The sequence below is a fragment of the Weissella sp. ESL1156 genome, assembly GCF_058505625.1.
Genome location: NZ_CP196372.1, coordinates 220796 through 246508, shown reverse-complemented (window position 1 = coordinate 246508; position 25713 = coordinate 220796). Strand labels below are relative to the sequence as shown.

Sequence of the window (25713 nt, the reverse complement as noted above, 5' to 3'; positions counted from 1 at the left end):
CTTAAACATTTATATAAAAAATTGTTTAAGGAATGTCAAATTAAGTTTATTTTTACTTGCGCGCACGTTTAATTAAGTGAATTGGCGTTCCTGTAAAATCAAATGATTTACGGATTTGATTTTCTAAGAAACGTTCATATGAAAAGTGCATTAATTCTGGGTCATTGACAAAGACCACAAATGTCGGTGGCTGAATAGCAACCTGTGTTGCGTAATAAACTCTTAGACGCTTACCATTCACCGTTGAGGTTGGATTTAGTGCCAAAGCATCCATAATCACTTCATTCAACGTAGCTGATTGAATACGCTTTTGATGATTTTCATTAACTTGCTTAATTAACGCAGGTAATTTGTTTAGTCTTTGCTTAGTTACTGCTGAAACAAAGACAATTGGTGCGTATGACAGATACTGAAATTCTTCACGGATTTGATTTTCAAAATCTGCCATCGTGTGGTTGTCTTTTTCAAGCGTATCCCACTTGTTAACCACAATAATAACGGCACGACCGGCTTCATGTGCATACCCAGCAACATGCTTATCCTGTTCACGAATACCTTCTTCTGCATTCAAAACGACAAGAACAACATTTGAATCATCAATAGCACGCATAGCACGCATAACAGAGTATTTTTCTGTTGATTCATACACTTTACCACGCTTACGAATACCAGCCGTATCAACCATCACAAATTCATCACCTTCTGCAGAGGTGAAACGCGTATCAATTGCATCACGCGTCGTACCAGAGATATCTGAAACGATCACCCGCTCTTCACCTAACATTGCATTAACTAACGATGATTTACCCACATTTGGGCGTCCAATAAATGAGAAGCGAACGGCTTCATCATCTTCTTGTACGTCAGATTCAGGAAAATTAGCCACAACTTGGTCTAATAAATCACCTAAACCAGTACCATGGGCACCTGAAATAGGGTATGGATCACCAAATCCCAAAGCATAGAACTCATAAATTTCTGATCGTAATTCAATATTATCAACTTTATTCACGGCCAATACAACTGGTTTCTTTGATTGATACAAAATTTTGGCTACGCGCTCATCAGCTTCAGTCAATCCTTCCCGTGCAGACACCATAAAAATAATGACATCCGCTTCATCAATTGCGATTTCAGCTTGCTGTACAATTTGTGACATGAATGGTTCATCACCCATATCAATACCACCAGTATCGATTAATCGAAATTCATGAGTCAGCCATTCTGCACGTGTATAAATACGATCACGCGTTACACCAGGTGTGTCCTCAACAATTGAAATTCGATCACCCGCAATGCGGTTAAAGATTGTTGATTTACCCACATTTGGGCGACCAACAACTGCCACAACAGGGAATCCCATATTATCCTCTTTTCTGAGGTATTAAATTTTTTGCTACCTCAATTTAATTTGTCACTGTTACATATAATCTTAACATGAATTAAGACGAAACAAAAATTAGAGGCTGAGACAACTCTTGTCCCAGCCTCTAACTGTTTTAAGCTATTCTAATGCTTAGTTAAAATCTTTAAAAATATCACCAAATGCATCACCTAGTGTTGCTGATCCTTCTTCTTCTGAAGTTGAATAGTTAGTAGGTGCTGATTGACGTGGGCGACGTGAACGACGAGGACGATCATTTTCCTCGTGTGCAGGTGCCTCTTCCAAAGCCTTGATTGACAATGATAAACGTTGACGCTCTGGATTAACATCCAAAACCTTAACCTTAACCTTGTCTCCAGCCTTCAAAACATCACTTGGGTTAGCAATGTGCTTGTGTGAGATTTGTGAAACGTGAACCAAACCTTCGACACCTGGGAACACTTCAACGAATGCACCGAAGTCAACCACACGCTTAACAGTCCCCTCTAGAACTGTACCAGCAGGTGCCTTCTCAGCAGCTTCGTCCCAAGGTCCAGGTTGAGTAGCCTTGATTGACAATGAGATACGCTCACGTTCTGGATCCAAGCCCAAAACCTTAACCTTAACTTCTTCACCAACTGACAAAACGTCTGAAGGTTGTGAAACGCGTTCGTGTGAGATTTCAGATACGTGTACCAATCCATCAACACCACCAAGGTCAATAAATGCACCAAAGTTAGTCATACGAGCAACTTTACCTTCAATAACATCACCAACTGATAGTTCGTCAAAAATACGTGCCAAAGCAGCTTTACGCTCTTCGTTCAATACATCACGACGTGACAAGATCAAACGACTGTCTGCTGCATTGATTTCGATAATCTTTGCACGGATAGTTTGACCTTTGTATTGGTTCAAATCTTGCACGAAACGGTTCTCAATCATTGAAGCAGGTACGAATCCACGTACACCTTCAACGTCAACAACCAAACCACCCTTAACAGCTTGTGTTACTGGTGCTTCCACAATGTCGTCAACACTGTGCTTGCTTGCGATTTCTTCCCAAGCACGACGAGCTTCAAGACGACGCTTTGACAATAGGTATGATCCACCTTCCTTGTCAGAACCGATAGTTGATACAACTACCAAATCCAACACGTCTCCAACCTTGACAAGGTCATTTACGTCCGCATCGCGGTCAGTTGTCAATTCACGCAAAGGAATCACACCTTCAACGCCGGCACCTTCAATACCTACGATAACTTGACGATTATCATCAATTGCCAAGACTTCACCCTTAACTACATCGCCAACTTTAACTTCGGCTACGCTGTCAAGAGCTGCCAATAGCTCGTTGTTCTCTTCGTTCATTACAATATATCCTCCTGGTCACACGACTCTAATGAATATTATACCTAATATTGGTATATTTTACTAGTACTTTTTGCACTTTTTTAGCCGTAATTATTATTTTTGTAATTTATTTTCAATAATATGCTTCACTTCACTCACTACTTCGTTAATTGAGAGACCTGTCGTATCCAATTCAGTTGCATCAATTGCTTTCTTTAGTGGTGAAATTTCACGATGAGAATCAAGATAATCTCGCTTCTCAATTGCTGTTTCAAGTTCAGTCAAAGTAGTTGCCATTCCCTTGGCTTGATTTTCTTTAAAGCGACGTACTGCACGTTCATGAACAGATGCAATTAAAAATATTTTCACTTCAGCATCTGGTAGCACAGTTGTCCCAATGTCACGACCATCCATCACGACACCACCAGCAGCAGCAATTTCTCGTTGCAACGTGGTCATCGCATTGCGCACTTCACCATAAGCAGAAACAACGGATACATTTGCTGTGACTGCAACCGAACGAATCTCTTCAGTCACTTCCTCACTATTTAGAAAAACGTGTTGTACTGGGTTACCCGGCTGAAATGAAATTTTAATGTCAGGTAGTAGGGCTGTCACAGCTTGTTCATCAGTTAATGTAACGCCTGATTTAATTGCTGCTAAAGTTACTGTCCGATACATTGCCCCTGTGTCAACATAGACAAAGTTTAAGTCCGTAGCCAAAATTTTAGCAATTGTCGACTTACCTGCAGAAGCTGGGCCATCAATTGCAATCTGAATTGGGTTCATGATTCACATCCTTATTCAATTTATTACTGTCTTATTCTACGCTTAATTGCCTAGAAACACTAGTACGACTAGTTTAAAAAATGATTTGACATTATTTGAAGTATACGCAAAAAAAACGTTAATCTACCAACATAAAATGGTAAGATTAACGACCCCTATCACAAACTGACGTTTCAACAACAACGATAAATTTTTACTTAACTTTTAAGCCTTTGCCATAATAAGTAGCATAATTACTTGCCGTTAAGCCTGGATTTAACGTATACAATTCTTCTGGTGTTGTCCCATTTGCAACAGCAAAACTATAAAGCGTTCCTGACTCAAAATTAACAGTCTTTGAAGCTTCTTCTGAAGAAGATGACGCTGCTGATGAAGAGGCTGCTTCAGAAGATGCAGCTGCCTCAGAAGAAGCGGCGGCTTCTGAAGACGATTTAGCTGCAGCCTCGCTTGACTTTTTGGCAGCTGCGACAGAAGATTTCGATGCAGCCACCTTTGCCTTTGATTCTGACTTCGCAGCATCTGTCACTTTATTGGTTGAGGTGGTTGTTTTCGTAGATGAAGCAACAGGCAATTCAGTATTTGTTGTGGCATCAGCAGGTTTATTCAATTCCTGTAAATATTTATAGACAGGAACAAACGACAAAGCAATGACAATCAATACCAAAATTCCGACAACCATACTAACACGTTGTGACTTACGTCGGTTTTGTGTTCTTGAATACTGTTTGGTCGTTTCATCTTTGAAAGATGCCTCCCATGGCTGTTGTTCATTCTTCTTTTCGGTCATGATTGGTGGCTCTCCTTACTCTCTTTTTTTATTATCTTTAATCATACACTAAGTACCTTAAAATAGTTAGTGTCACACCCAAACTTTATTGTAAATTAAACAGTTTTTTTAACTGTTGTGACCAATCTGCCACCATTTCAGGTCGTGGTACGTTTTCTTTTCTTGCCAGTGCCAATTCTGCAGGTGGCCAGTCTGTCACACCCACGCTTTCATCTGTCAAAGATAGCGTCGTCGTATCATTACCAAAATATTCACTAATTTGTTTGCGCAATTGACCTGGCGACTTAGCGTAATTGATCATTGACCACAAATTTTCTTGACGACTATATTTTCTTTGTTCAAAAATTTGAATAATATCAGCAATTGACAGACCACTGTTGCGATAAAAGTTTAATAATTTTACTTGATCAGCAGTTAAAACATCTGCATTAGGGTGTTCTAAGTAAATTTTGATTGCAGCAGAATTTGGAATCGTTTGATCAATTAAATTAAATTGAATCAGTTCATCCCCGGGGACATATAATAATATTGCAACAGCTTGCTGGTTATCACGACCAGCACGCCCAATTTCTTGTAAATAATTAGATAAATCATTACTTAAATGATAATGAATAACAAAACGAATATTATCTTTATCTATTCCCATACCAAATGCGGAAGTTGCTGTAATCACATCAATATCACCATGCATAAACTGTTGTTGGACACGATATCGTGAAATTGTATCCATCCCACCGTGATAAGCAACCACATTTTGCTGGGTTTCTTCATGTAGCCATTCAGCCATACTTGTTGCTAATTTTCGTGACGTAAAGTAAATAATCCCTGGACCTGTCGTGGTCATAACTAATTCTTTTAAGCGCTGTCTCTTTTCAGCGTCATTAGCCAACTGTTCTGTATGTAAATAAATATTGGGACGATCGACTGCATGTTTATAAATAAACCAATCTGTCTCAGCCATACCAAAGCTATCAATAATTTCATGAATCATATGTGGCGTGGCCGTCGCCGTTAATAATAGTAACTGTGGTTTATGTAACTGCTCATGAATTCGTGGCAATGCCAAATAATCTGGTCGAAAATCTTGTCCCCACGTCACCATGGTATGTACTTCGTCAACCACCATTAAGTTAATGGTAATTCGTGTCAAAGCAGCTTGTACTGGTTCTTGATGAAGCATTTCTGGCGAAATAAACAAGAAATGATAACTTGCGAGGTTTTTTAACACCATTTTTTTATTTTCGTACGATAAAGTTGAATTTAAAGCAACGACTTTTTTTTCACCAAGATAATTCAAACGAGCAACTTGATCCTGCATTAACGATAATAAAGGTGTTACAATGAGAATCAATCCTGGTCGTAACGCACCCATCATTTGATAAATTAATGTTTTCCCCCCACCAGTTGGTAACACAGCCATGGTTGATTTTTTAGCCAATAAAGCTGTTAAAATTTCCTGTTGACCCGTTTTAAATGTTTCAAAACCAAATTTATGATGTAAAACATTTTCTAAATTAGAACCTGGCATCTTTTGTTTCCTCTTGCTTGGTTAAATAAATTTCATATAAGCGAAATAAAAAAAATTCGTTTGGATCGTCTGATCTTCTAACACTTGAAAATTGCCAGTCATCAATGGCACCACTGAGATTTTCTTTTAAGTAACTCACTATTTGGGATGTTAAAAACAAATCGTAAGGAAAATTCTGTTGCGGTAACCAAATTGCCGCCGATAATAAATGTTCTCGCACGGTTCCTATTTTTAAATGACGTCGTTGACTAATTTGCGCAATTGACAATCCTTGGCTAACCTGTCGACATGTTAATTGCATACTATTGGAAAGATTGCTTTGTGTTTGTGTTAACTGCCATAAGGTTTTTAATATACTTGGACGCGACCTTTTTGAAATCGTTGTACTCCACAAAGCAAACAAATCTAATTCCCATAAATAAAAATCAATTGCTCCCCAAGTTGTTGGGTGTCCTAATTGCGCAATATTTTTCCCTGCTATTTGATGCCCCACCCACGTTGCAATAAATTGATTGGCAGTTTTTTCAGGTAACTGTTCAAGGAATTGCTGGATGTCGGCTGACCAAGTAACACCTAATGTCTGTTTATTCGTTATCTGTCGATACCATTGCTTCACTAATAATTTCGTTTTTAAATCAACTTGCAATGGATAATAATGGTTATTTTGATATGACGCTTCCGAAATAATCTGATTGGCGAGTAAGAATGTTTCTCGAAAATGACGAACATTAGCTAAAGGCTGGGTTGCCAACGTGACATACTGCAATTGATAGTGTTGCTTAGCAAACTTTTGTTGCGCCAAAATGCCCTTTTGTGTCAATAATAACTGACCTGTTTCAGATTGCTTTTCAATTAATAAACCCGTTTGAATAAATCGCTTTATTTGTTCATCAAAAGCTGTCTTTTCTAATTGTGGCATCAGGCCAACATATGGCAACAATTGATAACGTAATCCCCAGTACTCAGTCGACACAGTTAATCGACGTTTCAATAAACTAAAAATTACCCGATGTCGTCGTGCTTGTGTTGACGAAAATAGGGTAATCAAAAAATTATCTGTCACCACACTGTCCACCTTTCCACATACTAATCATTAGTTTAAGAAATTAGTGAACGAAGTGCAAGTCACTTGATTTAATTTAGTTGTGAATGCATTCGTGCCAAAACACGTTGGAAAGAGAAAAAGACGACACCAGATACGGCACCTAGAATAACTCCTTCAATTAGGTTAAACGGCACGACCATCCAAAGCAAATAATGTCCTAGTCCAATCGTGGCTTTAATATCAAAATTAGCAAACACGGCATACAGCGGTACAGCGTAAACATAATTAAGAATAACCATGGCAATCGTTAATCCAATCGTTCCCATTAATGTGCCAATCATAAATTGTTTTTTTGATACATCATTTCGTTTCATTACCATGATAATAATTGTCATCAAAACAGCCATCCCAATAATGTTCATTGGCAAACCAATCAAATCACCTGGTCCTTCATTATTTAACAATAATTTTAAAACAGATCTTAAAATTAAAATAACATAGCCTTGCTTCAAACCTAATAATAAGGCACCAAACAAAACTGGTACAATTGAAAAATCAATTTTTAAAAAACTTGCTCCCGGTAATAACGGAAATTGTGGAAATACCATCAAAACAAAAGCAATTGCTGATAACAGTGCAATAATCGTTAAATGACGTGTTCTATTCATGATACAATATATCCCTCCACACTGATAATAAAAAAGTCGGTCTCATTCGTGTCAGGGCGACACAAATAAAACCGACTATATCAGTCAATTCATTAATTCTTCTGCATACCAGACTTTACTGTCGGTTATGGATTCACACCATATCAACCACAACATCGTGGGTCGCGGACTTTCTAAAAAATCAGATTACCGCCGGTCGGGAATTACACCCTGCCCTGAAGATATTTAATTATCATATTTATAGTAGCTTTCCTGTTACTAAAAGTCAATAGTCATTTGGTATTGCTTACCAACGTCCAGCTGATTTACGGAACTGGCGACCTGATTTTAATGTTTGTACCTCTTCGTGACGCAATGGTCGATATTCACCAGCCGTCAAACCAGTTAAATCTAGCATACCATAACGTTCACGCGTTAATTTAATAACCTCATAGCCAACCGTACGTAACATCTCTTTGACTTGATGATACTTACCTTCATGAATCGTCAACTTAACGATTGCTGTATGCTTTTTCTTATCTGTTGATAAAATTTCAGCATGTGCTGGGGCTGCACTAAATGTATAATGGCGTCCTTTTTGGACTGTTTTAACAGTCACACCATGACGTAATTTTTCTAAGGACTCATTTGTTGGAATGCCATTCACTTTAGCCACATACACCTTATCTATACGATATTTAGGATGCATTAATTTATTCGCTAAATCACCGTCGTTCGTCAATAACAATGCACCAGTCGTATCATAATCCAAACGACCAACTGGGTAAACACGCTCAGGTTCATCAACAATATCCATCACTGTTTGTCGCCCTTTATCATCAGAATTGGTCGTTACCACCCCGCGCGGCTTGTTTAACAAAAAATAGACTAATTTTTCTTTTGCTTCAATGGGTGTCCCATTAACTTCGATATGATCACTAGGTTCTACTTTTGTCCCCAGCTCTGTTTTTACTTGGCCATTAACTGTGACTTGGCCTGCGGTAATCATTTTTTCAGATGCACGACGTGAAGCCACCCCCGCTTGTGCCATCACTTTTTGTAATCGTTCTGCCATTATTTTTCCTCGTTATTTTCTAAGTCGTTCGTCAATTCAGCAATCGTCACATCAAATGAAGATTGCTCATTACCTGTTGGCATTAACGGGATGACTGTCTCTTGATTATTTTGCAAATCTTTTAATGCTTTTGCTGTAACCAAAGGTGGTAATTCGTCCAAATTTGTTAAACCAAAGTAATTCAAAAAATACGACGTTGTCCCATATAAGATAGGTCGCCCCGGTTCGGTAGAACGTCCCTTGCTAGTCACCAAATTGCGTAAGACTAACTTTTGAATCGTTGATTGAGATTGCACTCCCCGAATTTCATCCACCTCAATCCTAGTCACTGGTTGTTTATAGGCAATAATTGCCAGTACTTCAAGAGATGCTTGTGACAAAGCAGTTGTTAATGGTGCTGTAAAAAATCGATGAATTGTTTCAGACAAGGTTGTCTTCGTGACTAGTTGATAACGATCATCTGTCTTGAGTATTTCAAAAGCACAACTCTCATCCGACGAATATTTTACTGCTAAATCGTCTAGTAGCCCATTAACAGCCGGCTTTAAAAATTGTGTTGCTGCTGCCAGTTCGCCCAGCGTAATGCCTTCATCCCCTGCAACAAATAACAATCCTTCAATTTGTTGTAAGCTATTCTGCATTGGCCGTTTCTTCCTCTCCTTGTTCATACGGTATTTGACCACATGAAAGATTAATTGTATCAAATAATTTATCCTGCTTCACTTGCAAATGCTGATGTCTGACCAATTCAAGCATCGCCATAAATGTTGTCACGAGCTCATCGCGACTCTTTTTTTCAGAAAACAATTCTTCAAAAGTCAACGTATCGACTGTCGTCATGCGGTCCATGATATGTGACATTTGTTGGTGAATAGACCAGTTGTCATTTCGTAATGATCGCGGCTGTACTTGCTTTTGAAATCTTTTTTTAACTAACTGATCAAATGCTGTTTGTAAATCAGCTAAAGTCAATCCTTCAGGTAAAGGTGCACCATGAATATCGTCAGGAATTGGCATTGGCGCACGTGAAAATTGTAATTGTCGTTCTTCTTCACGTTCACGTAAATCTCCCGCAGCTTGTTGGTAACGTTGGTACTCCAATAATTGCATCATCAATGTTTCGCGAGGATCTGCCTCTTCCGTTACGAACTCAGCCAGATCTTCATCATACTCAAAATTATCATTTTTAGGTAATAAATAGTTGGCTTTAATCGACATCAACGTTGCAGCCATCACTAAAAATTCACCAGCAACATCTAAATCTCTCTCTTGTTCTGCGTGTAAGAAATCTAAGTATTGTGCAGTAATTGCAACAATTGGTATGTCCATAATGTCCATCTCATTGACCCGAATGAGGTGTAACAATAAATCCAATGGACCATCAAAATCATCTAAATGATACGTTAATTCTTCACTCATTTTGTTTCTCGCCATTTCGTAACATATTTCTGCGTCGCAATTGATCCCATAATCACTCTGTCTGGATATTGAGACTTTAAAGCTTGATAAATTTCATGACCAAGTCTTAGTTGTTGGCGACGTTGTACTTCAGGACTAAAAACAATTCGTCGAATAACAACCGAATTATAAATTTGTAAAATGCCAAGTAACACCGTAAAGTGATGCGTATCTTCATCACGCCATAACAAAATATGACGACTATCATCTGTTTGGTACCAGTCATACTCTCGCTGCACAGCAGCAATATCTGGTAAGTTTGGGCTATATGATAATAAGCCCATGACAATTTTTGATTGATCTTTACGTACGATAATTAACATATTTTCCTCCAATCAATCCGAACTAGGCTCGAGGATGCGCTTTTTCATAAACTTCAGTTAACCGTTTATTTGAAATATGCGTATAAATCTGTGTGGTTGATATGTCAGCATGCCCCAATAATTCTTGTACAATACGTAAGTCCGCCCCATTTTCTAAAATATGGGTTGCAAAAGAATGACGTAAAGTATGGGGTGATACATCTTTGGTAATGCCTGCTTGTTTGACCCATTGTTTGATTAATTTCCAAATACCCTGACGTGTCAACTGATGACCACGATCATTCAAAAAAATAATATGGGGATCTTGCTGTTTACCTAACAATGGTCGTCCGTCACTTAAATATTGTCTCAACCACTTTGCTGCCACGTCACCAATGGGCACGATCCGTTCTTTGTCCCCTTTTCCAATCGTCTGAATTAACCCTAAATCTAAATGCAGATTGTCTAATCTTAAATTAACTAACTCACTAACGCGCAGACCAGTTGCATACATCACTTCTAGAATCGTCCGATTACGCAATCCCAGAGGTGTTTTTGTATCCGGCACACGTAACAAAGCTTCTACCTCAGATAAAGTTAAAACTGCTGGCAAATGTTGTGCTTTTTTAGGGGAATCAACTTGTAACATCGGATTATGATCAATCATATGGTTCATTTGCAAAAATTCAAAAAATTTTCGTAAAGTTGACACCATGCGAATCACTGTATTACGCGACTTACCTTTTTGTTCTAAAACACCTAAAAAGGCCATAATTGTAAAACGATCAACGTTTGTTAAACTGTTGTATTTTTCAGTCATCAAATATTGAAAAAATTGTGTCAAATCTTGTTGATAAGAATATTTTGTATTAGCTGATAAGCCGCGCTCCACAGTCAAATAATGAAGGTAGTCAACCAAAACGTCCTCAAATGGTCCTACCTGCACTTTCATATTATTCGCCTTCGCTTTCTACTAAAAAGAGTCCTTTTTCATTTTGTGTAATGCGACGTTCCTTATACAATCTACCAACAGCTCGCTTAAATTGTGACTTTGACATGCCAAAGTATTTTTTTATAGCCTTTGGGTCTGACTTGTCCGTAAATGGCAAACTGTGTGTTGCTGATCGCTCCAACAAAGTTAACAGCATTTGCGCATCTTCAGGAATAGCTTCGTATGCTCTTGGACGCAACGACAAATTCAGCACACCATCAGGTCGCACACCAATAACACGTGCTGATAATACTTCACCTAAACGAGGTTCTCTTTGACGTTCATCGGGATGGATAAAGCCAAAGTGATAATCAGACGTAATCACTAATGTACCCACCATTTTTAAGCGATACACGGTTGCTTGCACTTGTTTGTTATGCATATTTGTTTTAGCAGGAATTCGCACAGCTTGCAAAATTTCTGGTGTCACTAATTCACCCCATAAACGGTCTTTTTTATCGATACGCAATGTTATCATCAATTTGTCACCGCGTTGTGGCCACAATTCTTTAATTGTTGGCAATTCATCTAATGACACAACAACATCTTTATTTGGCAAACCAATATCAACAAAGACACCTAAGTCTCGACGAATATCCGTCACTGTTCCCCAAGCATAATGTCCTACCCGAACATCAGGGATATTTTTCGTTATCTCTAGTTGGTGTTTCTCATTTTCATAGGCAAAACCGGAAACAAGTCCACCAATTTTTAATGGTTTAATCAGTTCTTCTTTTGCAATTTCATAAGTTTCACCGTTAATTTGCGCATAGTAATAACGATCATTTTCGTCAGTTACTTTAGCCGTAATCACATCACCAAGTTTATGTGTCATTCTATCTCCATCCTTTTACATCAGTTGCATCCGTTGTTATAACAGTCCGATGCCACAGCACTGGTAAAGGTTATTTATAACCAGCATCATAGCGCCAGTAATCTTGTTCACTATATTTAATTATCTTAACAGATATGCATTGGATATGATATATGTAAACCAAATTCTCTCATATATCTCGGCAAAAACATGAATTTTTGCTAAAATGGTTAATATTATCTTGAAAGCGGGTTTATATTTATGAAAGCAATTGGTATGGAACCACAGGTATTAATTGATATCTTAGTTGGTGCCAAAGTTGGTGTGGTGTATCCATTCAATACAGAGCATCGTGGTGATTTAGTTATTACATCGTACGCATTGAAACAAAGTGGCTTACCTTCCAACATGGCTGGTGCTGTTGTGCAATTAGAAAATGTTGAAGAAACTGCGCCAGGAAATTTTGTTTGGCAATTTAATCCAAAAATAACGTTAATTCGGCCATTTAAAGTGCATGGCACAATGGATTTATTTGGCGTTGATGATCAATTAATTCATCCTGAACCAACAAACTGGTTTAACGTTGATGAAGAAAATGCTGGACATGCGAAAATCGGTGCTTGGTTAGATGAGTATTTTACAGCACATCCAGACATAACACATATTCCTCGTACCGAGATTCCTGAGGATATTGCATCATTGGCCGCTTCTTTTGATGATTGGCGAGCAGCTTATTTTAATTTCTTATACAAACCCACTAAAGGTCAAAAACGTGAACTCAGAATGAAACGTTACGATATTGATCCTCTATAAAACAAAAAAAGGTACCGAAGCAACGCAAAGTTAAACTGAACCCAAAAAATTGGCGTGAAGTTTAAGCGGGCGCAACTTGGTACCTTTTTTGATTAAATGATCATATAGATCGACTACACTTTTTTCAATAATGGACGTAATAGAATAGGCGCAATAATCGTTGACATGATAATGACAATAACCATATCACCAAAAATATTTTTCGAAATCAACGCTGCATTCAAACCAATTTGTGCAACAACTAACGCCATCTCACCTCGTGACACCATGCCTGCACCAATTGCCTGAGCGGCAGGTTTATTCAATTTCGCTAAGCGTGCGCCCCATTGCGCACCATAGTATTTTGTTATCACTGCTAAAATCGTCAAAATAATAATCAGTGGCCACGTTTTTTGTAACCCATTCAAAGAAATATGCAAACCAATCGAACCAAAGAAAACTGGAAATAAGGTCCAAGTACCAACTAAATTTGCCATTTTTAAAATTTGTCCAGATTTAGACAAACGATTCATCAAAATTCCTAAAATAAAAAACACAATTGGTAGTAATGTCGTCATACTTAGTCCTTGACCACCAAGAATTAGAACATAGGCACCAACTAATAATAATGCTAATATGTCGTCCAATACGGCTGCACCTAGGACAACAGCACCTACCTGTGAACCTAAACGACCCGCTTCACCCAACACACTAATCGTAATTGAAATAGAAGTTGCGGCAAACACAATGCCCCAAAAGATGGCAACATGAAACTCATAGCCCAATATCAGTGCTGTCGCTGAAAAAAGAAGTAATGGCACAATAACACCTAAAACAGCTGTTAAAGTTGCGCCTGTTAGATTGCGCTTTAATTGACTGACGTCTGTCTCCAAGCCAGCTGTAAACATCAACAGCCACACCCCTAATTCTGACAGTGTTGCAATTGTTGGTCCAGTCGTAACCCAATGTAATAAAGCCGGCCCGACAATAATTCCTGCAATTAATTGGCCAACAACCTCAGCAAAGCCTAGTTTTTTCCCAATATATCCAATCAGTAATGTGATAATGATTAAAATAATGACCTGCCCAATAATCCCCATTAAAACCTCCAAAAAAGCGTACACTTCAATTTCTACTGGTTACCCACCCAGAAACTTGAAGCATACGCCCAACCGAAATATTATTTACTTTGATAAATTACGTGAAAATAAGTTGCTAAATGGTGACTCACCAGTATTCGCAACTTGTGTCAAGAAAATCTTGATTGCTGTCTGCGTGGTTAACCCTTGTGACTTAAAAATTTCATCTGCTTTGTCTTTGACACTGTCCTCAACGCGCAATTGAATTAACTTTTCTGCCATAATGCTACTCCCTTCACATTAGTTACTTTGTATGACAATATTATATCATAGTACAGTTTACATGTACCTTAAATATGAATAAAATACTAGCAGTTTTTATACAATTTTGCTAGTTATTGCTACTTAAATATGAATCTTTCACTTATTTTCAGTATCAAAAATAATGGTTACTGGTCCATCATTGGTTAATTGAACTTGCATATTAGCCCCAAACTTACCAGTTGCCACTGTCAATCCAGTCTCACGTAATTTCTCATTAAACCGTTGATACATTTGATTGGCATAATCAGGTTGACCAGCTTTAGTAAAGCTTGGTCGATTGCCCTTCTTCGTATCTGCATATAATGTAAATTGTGAAATTGACAAAATTTGACCAGCAACATCATTGATGGATAGATTAAGCTTACCCACTGAATCTTCAAAAACTCTTAATCTTGTAATTTTTCTCACTAAATAATCTAAATCAGCATCAGTATCACTATCTGCAATGCCAACTAATAGCACATAACCTATACCAATTTGTCCGACAATTTTTTCACTAATGGTGACACTTGCCGATGTTACTCTTTGTAAAATGATTTTCATTACTTAAATGCTCGCTTTACTTCATAGACATCCTTAACATTCCGAATATTTACCATCAACGCCTCGAGTTGTTCCAAATTCTTTATACCAATACTTAAAGAAATACGCACATCATTATTATGATCTGTCCGACCGTTGACCGAATTCAATGAACGCGTTGTGTTATTGACCATGCGAATCACATCATTTAATAAGCGGTTGCGATTGGTCGCCGAAACTTGTAAATCAGCATCATACTCTGTTTTATTATTGCCATTAGGATTTTCCCAAGCAACATCAACTAAGCGATTACCTTCTACCTCAGCAGCTTTCAAATTAGGACAACCCAACCGGTGAACTGAAACACCACGCCCTTTTGTGACATAACCAATGACTTCATCACCTGGCACTGGCGTACAACAACGCCCTAAGCGCACCAACATATTGTCAACACCTTGAATCACGATTCGATCTTCACGATGACTATTGGGCTTTGTGTTTTTGGGGTTATTTTCAATTGTTTGATGGTGCTCAAGAATCGCCTTTTGTTCTGCTTCTTGCCGTGCTGTTTCAATTTCAGCACGTTTTTCTTCTGTAAAGCGATTCGCAACCCCTTGTGGTTTGATATCACCAAATCCTAATGAAGCATACATATCATCAACAGCTTGATAATGCATCTTCTCAGCGGCACGCTCTTCATTTTCAGGTTGCATCAACTCTTCAATATTATAACCTTCACTATCCAACCAGTCAGCAACCATCTTTTTCCCGGCCTCAATATTATCGGCTTTATCTTGTTTGCGGAAATATTGCTTGATCTTATTGCGCGCACGACGCGTTGAAACCATAGTTAGCCAATCTCGATTGGGTTGGGCATTAGGGGATGTTAATATTTCCACAATGTCACCCGTTTTAATTGGAAAATCAAGCGGTACCATGCGATCATTCACTTTAGCACCCACTGTATGATTACCAACGTTTGTATGGATGGTATAAGCCATATCCAATGGACCAGCACCCTTTGGCATTTCGATAACATCACCTTTCGGCGTGAAGACAAAGATACGATCTGTAAATAAATCACCTTTGACAGATTCCATAAAATCATCGGCATCTTGGGCATCAGCTTGTAATTCTAAAATACCTTGAATCACATTCAACTTTTGTTGATCAGCATTTTGAACATCTGCTCCGGCAAAATTACCTTCCTTGTATGCCCAGTGTGCCGCGATACCAAACTCAGCAATTTCGTGCATTTGATATGTACGAATTTGTACCTCTAAAGGTCGACCACCTGGACCAATAACAGATGTATGTAGTGACTGATACCCATTGGCTTTTGGTAAAGCAATATAATCTTTAAATCGACCCGGCATTGGTGTCCAACGTGCATGAATAGCACCAAGAACAGCATACGTTTCTGGAATCGTGTCAACTAAAACACGAATTGCTAATAGGTCATATATTTCTTCGAAACGTTTATTCTTATCAACCATTTTACGATAAATGGAATAGATATGTTTTGGACGACCATAGACTTCTGTATGTTTCAAATGTAAATCAGTGATAGCATGTTCAATGTCATTGACTGCTTGATCAACAATTTCTAAACGTTCTTGACGACGTAGATTCATTGACTTGGCAATATCATGATAAGCTTCTGGATTCAGATATCGTAATGACATATCCTCGAGTTCCCATTTGATTGTCATGATACCTAAACGATCTGCTAGCGGTGCATATATTTCCAGCGTTTCAGACGCAATACGACGCTGCTTTTCTTCTCTAAGTGCAGATAACGTCCGCATATTATGCAAACGATCTGCCAATTTGACAATAATGACACGAATATCATGTGACATTGCTAATAATAATTTACGATGATTTTCTGCCAATTGTTCACGGGACGACTTATACTTGATTCTCGATAATTTTGACACACCATCGACAATTACTGCGACATCATGGCCAAATGCTTCTTCAACATCAGTCAGTGTGGCCGTTGTATCTTCAACAACATCATGTAAATATCCAGCAACGACCGTATCTGGGTCCATATGTAATTCGGCCAAAATACCAGCTACCTGAATAGGGTGAATAATATATGGTTCACCAGATTTGCGCCTTTGTTCCTCATGTAAATGGGCTGCAAAATGATAGGCCTTATCAACTTTTTTGACATGCTCATCATTCATATAATCTGCGACTAAGTCATGCACATCTTGTGCTGTCAAATTTTTTACTTCTGCCATAAGAAATCATCCTCTATTTTTAGATTCACGCCGATTGGGATTCATACCCGCAGCATCGCATCTGTTGTCTATCACTCTGAATAGTTAATTTATTCTAACGCATTTCATAGGTGTTTGTATTGTATTTTGCGCTTAATTTCGATAATTGCTAAAAAAATCAATGCTTAAGTTGAAAAATGACGTTATTTTCACCTAATACGGCACGTAACGCACGCATGGTTTCATCATCATCATTCAACCAATATGTTTCATTCAAAGCAACTTTTCGATGATCACGTTCAAACACAATTAAAACAGGATTTGATCCTTGATGTTGTTGTAACGTTTGTTGTAGGACGGGCAGGACACCCGCATCCTCAGCTAATGACATAATTCGTAAGTACCATTGTCCTGTCGTTTGCTGCGTTTGTTCATGATTAGTTTGTTGTAAAAACTGGTCGCCATCCACTATCTGGTTGGCAATTAGTTGCAATGCATCACGACCACGTTGTTGTTCAATTTTACCTGTAATGATCAACACTTTTTCATTTGTTAGTAAAGGTGCAACTTTTTTAAAGAGATTTGGAAAAATCGTAATTGATAAAGTGCCTGTCAGATCAATGCCATCAATGAAGGCCATTGGATCACCTTTTTTTGTCCGAATTTTTTTGATTGTTTGCAAATAAATAACAACCGTTACTTTGGCCATACCAACGGTCAAATTTGCGATATCAGTGTGCTGCGTTTCTGGCATCGCAGCTAAATAAGGTTCGATTGGGTGCCCACTTAAATAGACACCTAAATAGTCATGCTCATAGGCTAATTTTTCATTTAATGAAAATTCACTTACCTCACGCATCTTGGGTGTCAATGTTTCAAACAAAGAAATTGACTCACCTGCTAGACCAATTGCATCAATATAACCTTGAAGGGATCCTAGCAGGGTTCGACGGTTAAAGCCAAATTCATCCATTGCACCTGAATAAACCAATGGCTCTAATTGTGATACTTTACGATATTTACTGGGGAGTCGACCAATAAAATTACTCAAATCACGATATTGGCCACCTTCTTGGCGCTCTTGAATAACAGCTTCACGAAAATCACGTCGTAAACCACTAATTGATGCTAAGCCCATTTGCAACTCACCTTGTTTATTCATACTATACCCTTGCCAAGAATGGTTTATGCTTGGGCGCAGAATAGTGACTTGACTTAATTTTGCTTCTGAAATATAAATACTTATTTTTTGACGATCAGCAATCGCATCATTTAAGACTGCCTTATAAAAGGCTGCTGGATAATGGGCTTTAATATACGCTAATTGGAACGCTAATTTTGAATAAGCAACCGCATGTGACCGATTAAATCCATATTGTGCAAAGGTTTCAATATAACTAAAGACTTCTTCTGCAACTTGTTGTTGATGTCCAAGATTTACTGCACCATTGACAAACTTTGATTTCATCGCAGCAATCTTATCATGATCTTTTTTTGACATGGCACGTCGCAATAAGTCCGCTTCCCCTAATGAAAAGCCTGCAAATTTTTCTGCCACACGCATGACTTGCTCTTGATAAACAATAATACCGTAAGTTGGTGCTAAGATGTCGGCCATACTATCATCTGGGACAACTTGAGCCTCTTGATGATGTTTACGGGCCACAAAATGTGGAATATTTTGCATTGGACCTGGTCGAAATAAAGCATTGGCTGCAACGATATCTTCAAAGCTGTCGGGTAGTAGCTGCCGTAAAATATTCTTCATCCCCCCCGATTCAAACTGAAACACGCCATTTGTTAGACCATTCTGAAATAGCCTTAATGTTGCCGCATCATCTAAAGGCACATTGGCAATATTAAATGATTCATGGTCTGGTAACTTTTGAATTTCACGAACGGCAATGTCTAAAATATTTAAATTTGATAATGCCAAGAAATCCATTTTTAACAAACCTAATGCTTCAACTGGACCCTTTGGCAATTGTGTCACCAACCGACCATCTTCACCCAGTTGGACAGGCATGTGATTCACTAACGGTTCAGCTGATAAGACCACTCCTGCAGCATGCAAAGAAGCGTTTCGTGGCAATCCTTCCAACTTTAAAGCTGTTTGATAAAGTAATTCACCGTCAACAGGTAAATCGATCAACGCATTACGAAAGGGTAGTGACTCTTCATATGAGGCTTTCAAATTGGCTGTCCCTCGAGGCATTGCTTTTGATAAATGATCAATTTGAGTCGGATTCAAACCAAAGACACGAGCCACATCACGGATAACTGCACGCTGCGCCATTGTTGAAAAAGTAATAATTTGAGCAACCCGTTCATGGCCATAATGTTCATGTAAGTAATCCAAAATTTCTTCCCGTCGATTATCAGGGATATCGATATCAATATCGGGCATTTGTCGTCGTTCTGGATTTAAAAAACGTTCAAACAATAAATCATAGGCAATTGGATCGACATCCGTAATCCAAAGTACATAGGCAACCAGTGAACCGGCAGCTGAACCACGTCCTGGTCCAGTTCGAATCGATTGTTTATGGGCGTAGTTTAAAACATCCCATATAATCAAGAAATAATCTGCAAATCCCAATTCATTAATAATTCGCAATTCTTCTGCTAAACGGGTTTGATATGGTATTGGATCAACATCTAAATCATGTAACCGATTTTTTAAACCAGTTTCAGATAATTCAGCTAAATAGTCCGCTGATGATTGTCCCTGCGGTGTTTCATAACGTGGGACAGTCACTGATGATTGCTCCATTTCAAACGTTGTATGCGCAGCAATCCAATCAGTATTGGTAATCGCCTCTTTTAAATCATGACTTTCATATTCAGCAACCCAATCATGCACCTCTTTCAAGTACGCTGTGGCCGGTTGCTTTTGTGCCAAGCCAACGTTAGCAATGATTTCACCTTGACCGATTTTTTGAATGACCTGTGCAGAAAATTGATCAGTAGCGTTAGGATAAACCACTTTTTCATTAGCGACTATTCGCGTATTTGTCTGTTGTGCAATGTTTTTGATTGCTTGTACAAGTTCAGTACGCATCTCTGCATTTACGCCTAAAAAAACATGATTCGCATCAGTCATCTGAATTAATTTTTGTACTAATGCCTGTGCTTGGTCTGGTTTTGTCCCTAAAATGACCGACAGTTCACCAACACTTGGTAAAATAACGTATAACCCCTCTAAATCCTCTCTTAAATCGTTGATTGACAGCTTATCATTTGTTGTGTTAATCAGACTACTGATACGCAACAAATGATGATACCCTGTTTGATTTTCCACTAATAAAATCAATGGATATGTTTGTGAAGATTTCAAACCAATGAGGGTGACAGTTAATCCTAAAATTGGTTGCATACCTGCACGTGTTGCTGCTTGATAAAAGTCATACATGCCATACAAAACATTTTCATCTGTCATTGCAACTGCTTGATAACCCTTTTCTTGTGCGGCGGTTACTAATTGCTGAGGGGTCATTGGGCTCCGCAACAAACTAAATGCTGTCATGGTTTGTAGTGGTACCATAATAGCCTCCTTCTTGAGATATGTCATTGACTAATATTCAATTTAACTTAATTTTATTATAGCGATTACAAATAAAAAAGACCACCTGTGACAGTGATCTCTTAATATTCCGTTTGTTAACTAGGTCCTATTTGTCTGCATGTGGTGCAGCTGACTTTGAGATAGCAAGATATGCAATCGTACCAACCATACCGATAACTACAGAAAACAAAGAAGTTGCCGTTGCATTATAAGATGCACTTTCTAGCGCACTACCAATATAACCAAGCACTTCACCTAAAACAAACGTCCAAACAAACGCTACAATGTACTTCATATCGTTACCTCTTAGCATATTGCCAAAATGTTTTACAGTTTCATTTTACGCTTCACATTCTCATTTGTCACATGTTAATTAGTTCACAGCCATTTATGTTTAACGCGTATACTTTACTAATCGCCAATCGTAATCATTTTCAGCATCTACGGTACCACTGTCAATTTCTTCTGGGTGCCAAATGGTCGTATCAACAGCTGGCATCTTGACATCTCCGGCAAAACCTGAGTCTAAATAAGTCACATACAATGCGTCTGCTTGATTCAAAAAGCTCTCATAAATTGGCTTACCACCAATAATTTGTAACTTAACACCCGCTTGATCTGCAATCTCTTCAGCTTCTTGGACACTATAAACCTTTTGAAAGCCACTGGGTACAACTAACGATCTATCATGCGTTAATACCAAGTTCAAACGCTCTGGTAACGGCCGACCATTGAAACTAGCCATCGTATGACGTCCCATCAATGTTGCCTGATGGATCGTTGCTTGTTTAAAAAAATGCATGTCTGCTTTTTGATGCCAAGGAATGCGCCCATTCATGGCAATCGTACCGTCTGATGTTTGCGCCCAAATCAAATTCTTTTCAGCCATTACGCACCGCCTTCCACGCGTTCCGATAATTCTTCCCAACGATTCATTTTTTCTTCTAATTTTTGATTTGTTTCATCTAATTTTATTTGTAAGTCACCTAGTTTGGTAAAATCAGCTGCATTATCATTCATTTCTGTCTCAATATGATCAATGGTCGTTTCTAACGCTGCCATATCATCTTCAATTGTTGTCCATTCTTGTTTCTCTGACCAAGTCAACTTTTTCTTTTTTGGTACTGATGATTCTTTAACAGTAGTTGGCGTTACTGATTTATCCGTTTTTATTGCTAATGTTGGCGCACCATACGTTGCCAAATAGTCACTGAAACGACCATTATATCTAGTAATCTCGCCATTTCCTTTAAAGATCCACAATTTTTCTGCCACTTTATCTAAGAAATAACGATCATGTGATACCGTGATCACAGTCCCAGCAAAAGTGTTTAGATAATCTTCCAATATCGTTAATGTCCCAATATCTAAATCATTTGTCGGTTCATCCAGTAACAAAACATTTGGTTGTTGAATCAATAACTTTAGTAAGTACAGCCGGCGCTTTTCACCACCTGATAGTTGGCGAATCAGTGTCCCATGCATAAATGGTGGAAACAAAAATTGTTCTAGTAATTCAGCCGCCGAAATATGATTGCCATCACGGTCGATCACTTCTTCAGCAACTTCACTCAAGTAAGCAATCACGCGCTTATCTTCTGGAATCGGCTCTGTTATTTGGGTATAATAAGCCATCTTGACCGTCTCACCAATTTCAATAAGGCCACTATCTAACGGTTGCTCACCAGCAATGGCATTCAATAAGGTTGATTTTCCAGAACCGTTTGGTCCAGTGATACCAATTCGCTCATTACCTTGCACAAGTTCACTAAAGTCTTTCAAGATAACCAACTGATCAAAGGTTAGATTAGCCTGCTGAATATTGATGACCTTTTTACCTAAACGTGTTTGCCCTAAATTAACTGAAACTTCACCTTCGACTTGACGTGTCCCTTGTTGCGCCTCAAGATCAGCAAAAGCATTTTCACGTGCTTTTTGTTTCGTTAACCGTGCTTTAGCCCCTGCATGCATCCAAGCTAATTCTTTTTTATATAACTGTGCTGATTTGTGTTCAGCAACCGCCTCAGCAGCTACTCGTTCTGCTTTTGCCGTGACATATTTTTCATAATTGCCATGATATTCATACAATTGGCCAAAAGACAATTCGAATATTCGATTAGTCACATTATCCAAGAAATAACGATCATGGGTCACTGTCATAACAGCACCTTTGTAATTTGCCAAATATTTTTCTAACCAGGCAATTGAATCGAAATCTAAATGATTCGTTGGCTCATCTAATAACAATAGATCAGGCGCCTGAATAAGCACTTGCGCTAACCCAACACGCTTACGTTGACCACCAGACAACGCTGAAATTTGTAATTCTAAATTAGGCAAATGTAATTGCGTTAAAATATTTTTCACTTCAGATTCAGCTAACCAGGCATCTTGTTGTGTCATTTGCTGTTCAAGTTTTGTATAACGAGACAACAATTTCTCATCTGCAGGATTTTCTGAGTATGCTGCTAAGGCTGCTTGGTAATCTCTAATCAATTGAAAAACCGGTTGTGCGCCATTGAAAATGGCATCCATGACCTTTTTATCTTCGTCAAGTGGTGGTTCTTGTTGTAAATAACCAATCGTGTAATCATTTGGTGTGTCGACATCCCCACTATCTGCTGGTACTACCTGTGAAATAGCATTTAACAAAGTTGTTTTACCCGTACCATTGACCCCAACGATACCAACACGATCACCAGTTTCAATCAAGAATGATACATTATCCAGTAAAGTTTTTTCACCATAGACACTATGTAAGTTTACTGCTCGCAATTGTTTCATTTATACTATTTCTTCTCTTTCTCTACAATCGCAGTTGCTGCTGCTAGCAAAACCGATTTTTCATTTGTTAAGTGACCCATCACAACACGTTTTTCTAAATCGGCTAAGATTTTGCCGAATAATGGTCCAGGCTGCAATTGTAATTCTTTTACCAATTCACCACCGTTAATCGCCAAATCTTTTTTATCTTTAATCGCTAATGCTTCATAACGCATTGCCAATTCAGAAACATTTGCATTAATTTCACTTAATTTTATTGTTGCTAATGCCGTTTGAATGGCACTCTTTGTTTCATATAAGTCCCAATCGCTTACTTCACCCAAGCGCAACTTATTCATTAAGTTCACAGCAGCTTTTGCCTCTTGAATCATGTCATTGGGTTGCTTCCACGACTTTAAAAATTTGCTCGTATCTTGTGGACTTAATCCCAACTCAAAAGCTAATAATGTCCATGCTTGAGTCGCATTTTTTGGTTGATCTAAGCGTAATAATTCTGCATACGCTGCTAAATCTTGATCAGCATTGGCTAATCCCGGCATAAAATGATTTAATTTTGTTTTGATCATGGCCACTAATCCATAACTAGCTGAAGTACCCTGCATTAATTTTGTCAATTCAATATTGACACGTTCAATGGCAATATTGGCTAATAGATGCGCATTATCCATGATTGCTGTTTCTGTTTCAGGTGCAATTTGAAAATCTAATTGCGCAGCAAACCGAACTGCTCGCATCATACGAAGGGCATCTTCATGAAATCGCTCTTCAGCTCGACCAACAGCTCGCAATATTTTTGCAGACATATCCTGAATGCCACCAAACAAATCAATGACTTCACCATCTTTTTTCAAAGCCAACGCATTAATTGTAAAATCACGACGTTTCAAATCTTCATTTAAAGATCTCACAAAAGTCACTTCATCAGGGCGTCGAAAATCTGTATAAGTTGATTCTGTCCTAAAAGTTGTCGTTTCATAGCCTTTACCATGGTCTAAAATCATAACAGTACCGTGTTCAATTCCTGTGTCAATGGTACGTTTAAATATTTTTTTGATTTCCTCAGGATAAGCTGAGGTTGCAATATCAACATCATGAATTGGCTTGTCTAGTAATGTATCACGCACAGAGCCACCGACAAAATATGCTTCATATCCTGCTGCCTCAATTGTTTCTAAAATTGGTAACGCATCAACAAATTCTACAGGCATCTGATTAATTTTCATACTGGCCTCCTCAATGTTATTTCTAATATTTAGTATACCAGACCAGCCGACATTTTTTCACGACCACGCTAACAGATGACACCATGTTATATAAATGAATGTTCATTTTTATACATCAACCATTAATAACGTCTTTAGCCAGCTTTACCGCCTGTTCTTGCGTATTCACAACAGCCATAAATCCTGTACGATGAATAAAAACAACACCTGGCGCATTAATTTGCGGCACTGGCTTTTTAACTTCAAAGCTACCATGTGCAACAGGAACCCCTTGAATCATCCAGTTGCCATCTCGACGAGGCATGATAACAAAGATCAACTTTTCAAATTGTTCAGCATAATCTTTCCAAGGTCCTGAAATTGGTAACAATAAAATTTGATCTGAAATAAATTTTGCATGCGCAATGACTTCTTGTTGCGCCATTTCTTTTGCAACAGTTTTTTTAACGCGATTTTCCAAAATCAAGCGCGCACATGCAACAGCCTCATGAAAACTAGCTGTCTCATGCTTATCATCGTAAAAATCATTAATGACATCAGGTACTGTGAACACATCACTCTGGTACTCTGACACACCATTATCTAGTGCATCAATACCAATCACAAAACTTGTCATGACGTGCTGTTTAACAGCATTCACAATATTAGCAGATGTATTTGGTACTAGTGATTTTATATATTGTTCACCAAATTGTTCCCAAATTAAACCAAAGGCAGCCATTGGCACCCCATTTTTATGTTGCCGTGTATCATCAATACCATGATGATCAAATTGTCCGCCACCAACATCAAAAACAAAATTTTCTCGGTTACTAGTGATTGTCTCATCACGTGTGCGTACAATGGGTAATTCCGGTAGCAACTGTGTCATCACCACCGTTCCTAAAACATCATCTGCGTGAAATTTACCATTATGAGTAACGAGTTCCTTATACATTGGTCATCCCTTCTTTATAATCATTTTTATCTTCTATTGTACACATTGTTGCGAATAATAAAAAACGTTAACTGAATATCATTCAAGTTAACGTTCCAATATTT

The 25713-nt window shown here is 38.3% G+C and carries 24 protein-coding genes and 1 riboswitch; of the genes, 1 reads left to right on the top strand and 23 read right to left on the bottom strand.

What is annotated here, in order from left to right; genetic code table 11:
* Nucleotides 1–52: 52 nt before the first annotated feature.
* From der to ACSKY2_RS01190, 13 genes are all read right to left on the bottom strand, one after another.
* Nucleotides 53–1363 (bottom strand): ribosome biogenesis GTPase Der, encoded by a 1311-nt coding sequence (gene der / locus ACSKY2_RS01250; protein ID WP_489877813.1) that lies wholly within the window; start codon nt 1361–1363, stop codon nt 53–55.
* A gap of 153 nt (nt 1364–1516) precedes the next feature.
* Nucleotides 1517–2734, bottom strand: coding sequence for a 30S ribosomal protein S1 (gene rpsA, locus ACSKY2_RS01245; RefSeq protein ID WP_489839714.1), 1218 nt, complete (start codon nt 2732–2734; stop codon nt 1517–1519).
* Between the two features lie 96 nt (nt 2735–2830).
* The gene (gene cmk / locus ACSKY2_RS01240; protein WP_489877812.1) at nt 2831–3505 is read right to left on the bottom strand and encodes a (d)CMP kinase; all 675 of its coding nucleotides are present in this window, start codon (nt 3503–3505) and stop codon (nt 2831–2833) included.
* A 193-nt stretch (nt 3506–3698) separates the two neighbouring features.
* The gene (locus ACSKY2_RS01235; RefSeq protein ID WP_489877811.1) at nt 3699–4292 is read right to left on the bottom strand and encodes a LysM domain-containing protein; all 594 of its coding nucleotides are present in this window, start codon (nt 4290–4292) and stop codon (nt 3699–3701) included.
* An 85-nt stretch (nt 4293–4377) separates the two neighbouring features.
* On the bottom strand, nt 4378–5820 hold the full coding sequence (locus ACSKY2_RS01230) for a RecQ family ATP-dependent DNA helicase (protein WP_489877810.1): 1443 nt from the start codon (nt 5818–5820) through the stop codon (nt 4378–4380).
* The gene (locus ACSKY2_RS01225) at nt 5807–6883 is read right to left on the bottom strand and encodes a helix-turn-helix domain-containing protein (protein ID WP_489877809.1); all 1077 of its coding nucleotides are present in this window, start codon (nt 6881–6883) and stop codon (nt 5807–5809) included. The genes ACSKY2_RS01230 and ACSKY2_RS01225 overlap by 14 nt, the downstream gene beginning before the upstream one ends.
* 71 nt (nt 6884–6954) lie before the next feature.
* Nucleotides 6955–7533, bottom strand: a complete 579-nt coding sequence (locus tag ACSKY2_RS01220) for an ECF transporter S component (RefSeq protein ID WP_489877808.1) — start codon at nt 7531–7533, stop codon at nt 6955–6957.
* Between the two features lie 92 nt (nt 7534–7625).
* Nucleotides 7626–7760: riboswitch (FMN riboswitch) on the bottom strand.
* A gap of 59 nt (nt 7761–7819) precedes the next feature.
* A complete protein-coding gene (locus tag ACSKY2_RS01215) occupies nt 7820–8587 on the bottom strand; it encodes a pseudouridine synthase (RefSeq protein WP_489877807.1) in 768 nt (255 codons plus the stop codon).
* Nucleotides 8587–9228: an SMC-Scp complex subunit ScpB gene (gene scpB, locus ACSKY2_RS01210; protein WP_489877806.1), complete on the bottom strand. Its 642-nt coding sequence runs from the start codon at nt 9226–9228 to the stop codon at nt 8587–8589. The genes ACSKY2_RS01215 and scpB overlap by 1 nt, the downstream gene beginning before the upstream one ends.
* Nucleotides 9218–10006 carry a segregation and condensation protein A gene (locus ACSKY2_RS01205; RefSeq protein WP_489839722.1) on the bottom strand — a complete coding sequence of 263 codons (789 nt, stop codon included), beginning with the start codon at nt 10004–10006 and terminating at the stop codon, nt 9218–9220. Before ACSKY2_RS01205 ends, scpB begins: the two co-directional genes overlap by 11 nt.
* Complete coding sequence (locus ACSKY2_RS01200) at nt 10003–10368, bottom strand: reductase (RefSeq protein ID WP_489839723.1); 366 nt, start codon at nt 10366–10368, stop codon at nt 10003–10005. The genes ACSKY2_RS01205 and ACSKY2_RS01200 overlap by 4 nt, the downstream gene beginning before the upstream one ends.
* Before the next feature lie 22 nt (nt 10369–10390).
* A complete protein-coding gene (xerD, locus tag ACSKY2_RS01195; protein ID WP_489877805.1) occupies nt 10391–11299 on the bottom strand; it encodes a site-specific tyrosine recombinase XerD in 909 nt (302 codons plus the stop codon).
* A 1-nt stretch (nt 11300) separates the two neighbouring features.
* Complete coding sequence (locus tag ACSKY2_RS01190) at nt 11301–12173, bottom strand: CvfB family protein (protein ID WP_489839725.1); 873 nt, start codon at nt 12171–12173, stop codon at nt 11301–11303.
* A gap of 240 nt (nt 12174–12413) precedes the next feature.
* On the opposite strand from ACSKY2_RS01190, the gene ACSKY2_RS01185 reads away from it, so the two are divergent.
* The gene (locus tag ACSKY2_RS01185; RefSeq protein ID WP_489877804.1) at nt 12414–12965 is read left to right on the top strand and encodes a hypothetical protein; all 552 of its coding nucleotides are present in this window, start codon (nt 12414–12416) and stop codon (nt 12963–12965) included.
* 113 nt (nt 12966–13078) lie between these two features.
* Here the strand turns inward: ACSKY2_RS01185 and ACSKY2_RS01180 are convergent, their stop codons facing one another.
* The 10 genes from ACSKY2_RS01180 to ACSKY2_RS01135 all read right to left on the bottom strand — a co-directional run bounded on the left by ACSKY2_RS01180 (nt 13079) and on the right by ACSKY2_RS01135 (nt 25609).
* Nucleotides 13079–14044 carry a cation:proton antiporter gene (locus ACSKY2_RS01180; protein WP_489877803.1) on the bottom strand — a complete coding sequence of 322 codons (966 nt, stop codon included), beginning with the start codon at nt 14042–14044 and terminating at the stop codon, nt 13079–13081.
* An 84-nt stretch (nt 14045–14128) separates the two neighbouring features.
* The gene (locus ACSKY2_RS01175) at nt 14129–14305 is read right to left on the bottom strand and encodes a type II toxin-antitoxin system RelB/DinJ family antitoxin (protein WP_489839728.1); all 177 of its coding nucleotides are present in this window, start codon (nt 14303–14305) and stop codon (nt 14129–14131) included.
* 138 nt (nt 14306–14443) lie between these two features.
* A complete protein-coding gene (dtd, locus tag ACSKY2_RS01170; protein WP_489839729.1) occupies nt 14444–14890 on the bottom strand; it encodes a D-aminoacyl-tRNA deacylase in 447 nt (148 codons plus the stop codon).
* The gene (locus ACSKY2_RS01165) at nt 14890–17121 is read right to left on the bottom strand and encodes a RelA/SpoT family protein (protein WP_489877802.1); all 2232 of its coding nucleotides are present in this window, start codon (nt 17119–17121) and stop codon (nt 14890–14892) included. Before ACSKY2_RS01165 ends, dtd begins: the two co-directional genes overlap by 1 nt.
* Before the next feature lie 157 nt (nt 17122–17278).
* Nucleotides 17279–20644, bottom strand: a complete 3366-nt coding sequence (locus tag ACSKY2_RS01160) for a DNA polymerase III subunit alpha (protein WP_489877801.1) — start codon at nt 20642–20644, stop codon at nt 17279–17281.
* A 127-nt stretch (nt 20645–20771) separates the two neighbouring features.
* A complete protein-coding gene (locus ACSKY2_RS01155; protein ID WP_489877800.1) occupies nt 20772–20960 on the bottom strand; it encodes a YjzD family protein in 189 nt (62 codons plus the stop codon).
* Nucleotides 20961–21059: 99 nt separating this feature from the next.
* Nucleotides 21060–21554, bottom strand: coding sequence for a dihydrofolate reductase (locus ACSKY2_RS01150; RefSeq protein ID WP_489877799.1), 495 nt, complete (start codon nt 21552–21554; stop codon nt 21060–21062).
* Entirely contained in the window at nt 21554–23449 is a 1896-nt protein-coding gene (locus ACSKY2_RS01145; protein ID WP_489877798.1) for an ABC-F family ATP-binding cassette domain-containing protein, read from the bottom strand. The genes ACSKY2_RS01150 and ACSKY2_RS01145 overlap by 1 nt, the downstream gene beginning before the upstream one ends.
* Before the next feature lie 5 nt (nt 23450–23454).
* Complete coding sequence (locus tag ACSKY2_RS01140) at nt 23455–24672, bottom strand: CCA tRNA nucleotidyltransferase (RefSeq protein ID WP_489877797.1); 1218 nt, start codon at nt 24670–24672, stop codon at nt 23455–23457.
* Nucleotides 24673–24787: 115 nt separating this feature from the next.
* A complete protein-coding gene (locus tag ACSKY2_RS01135) occupies nt 24788–25609 on the bottom strand; it encodes an MYG1 family protein (RefSeq protein WP_489877796.1) in 822 nt (273 codons plus the stop codon).
* Nucleotides 25610–25713 lie beyond the last annotated feature (104 nt).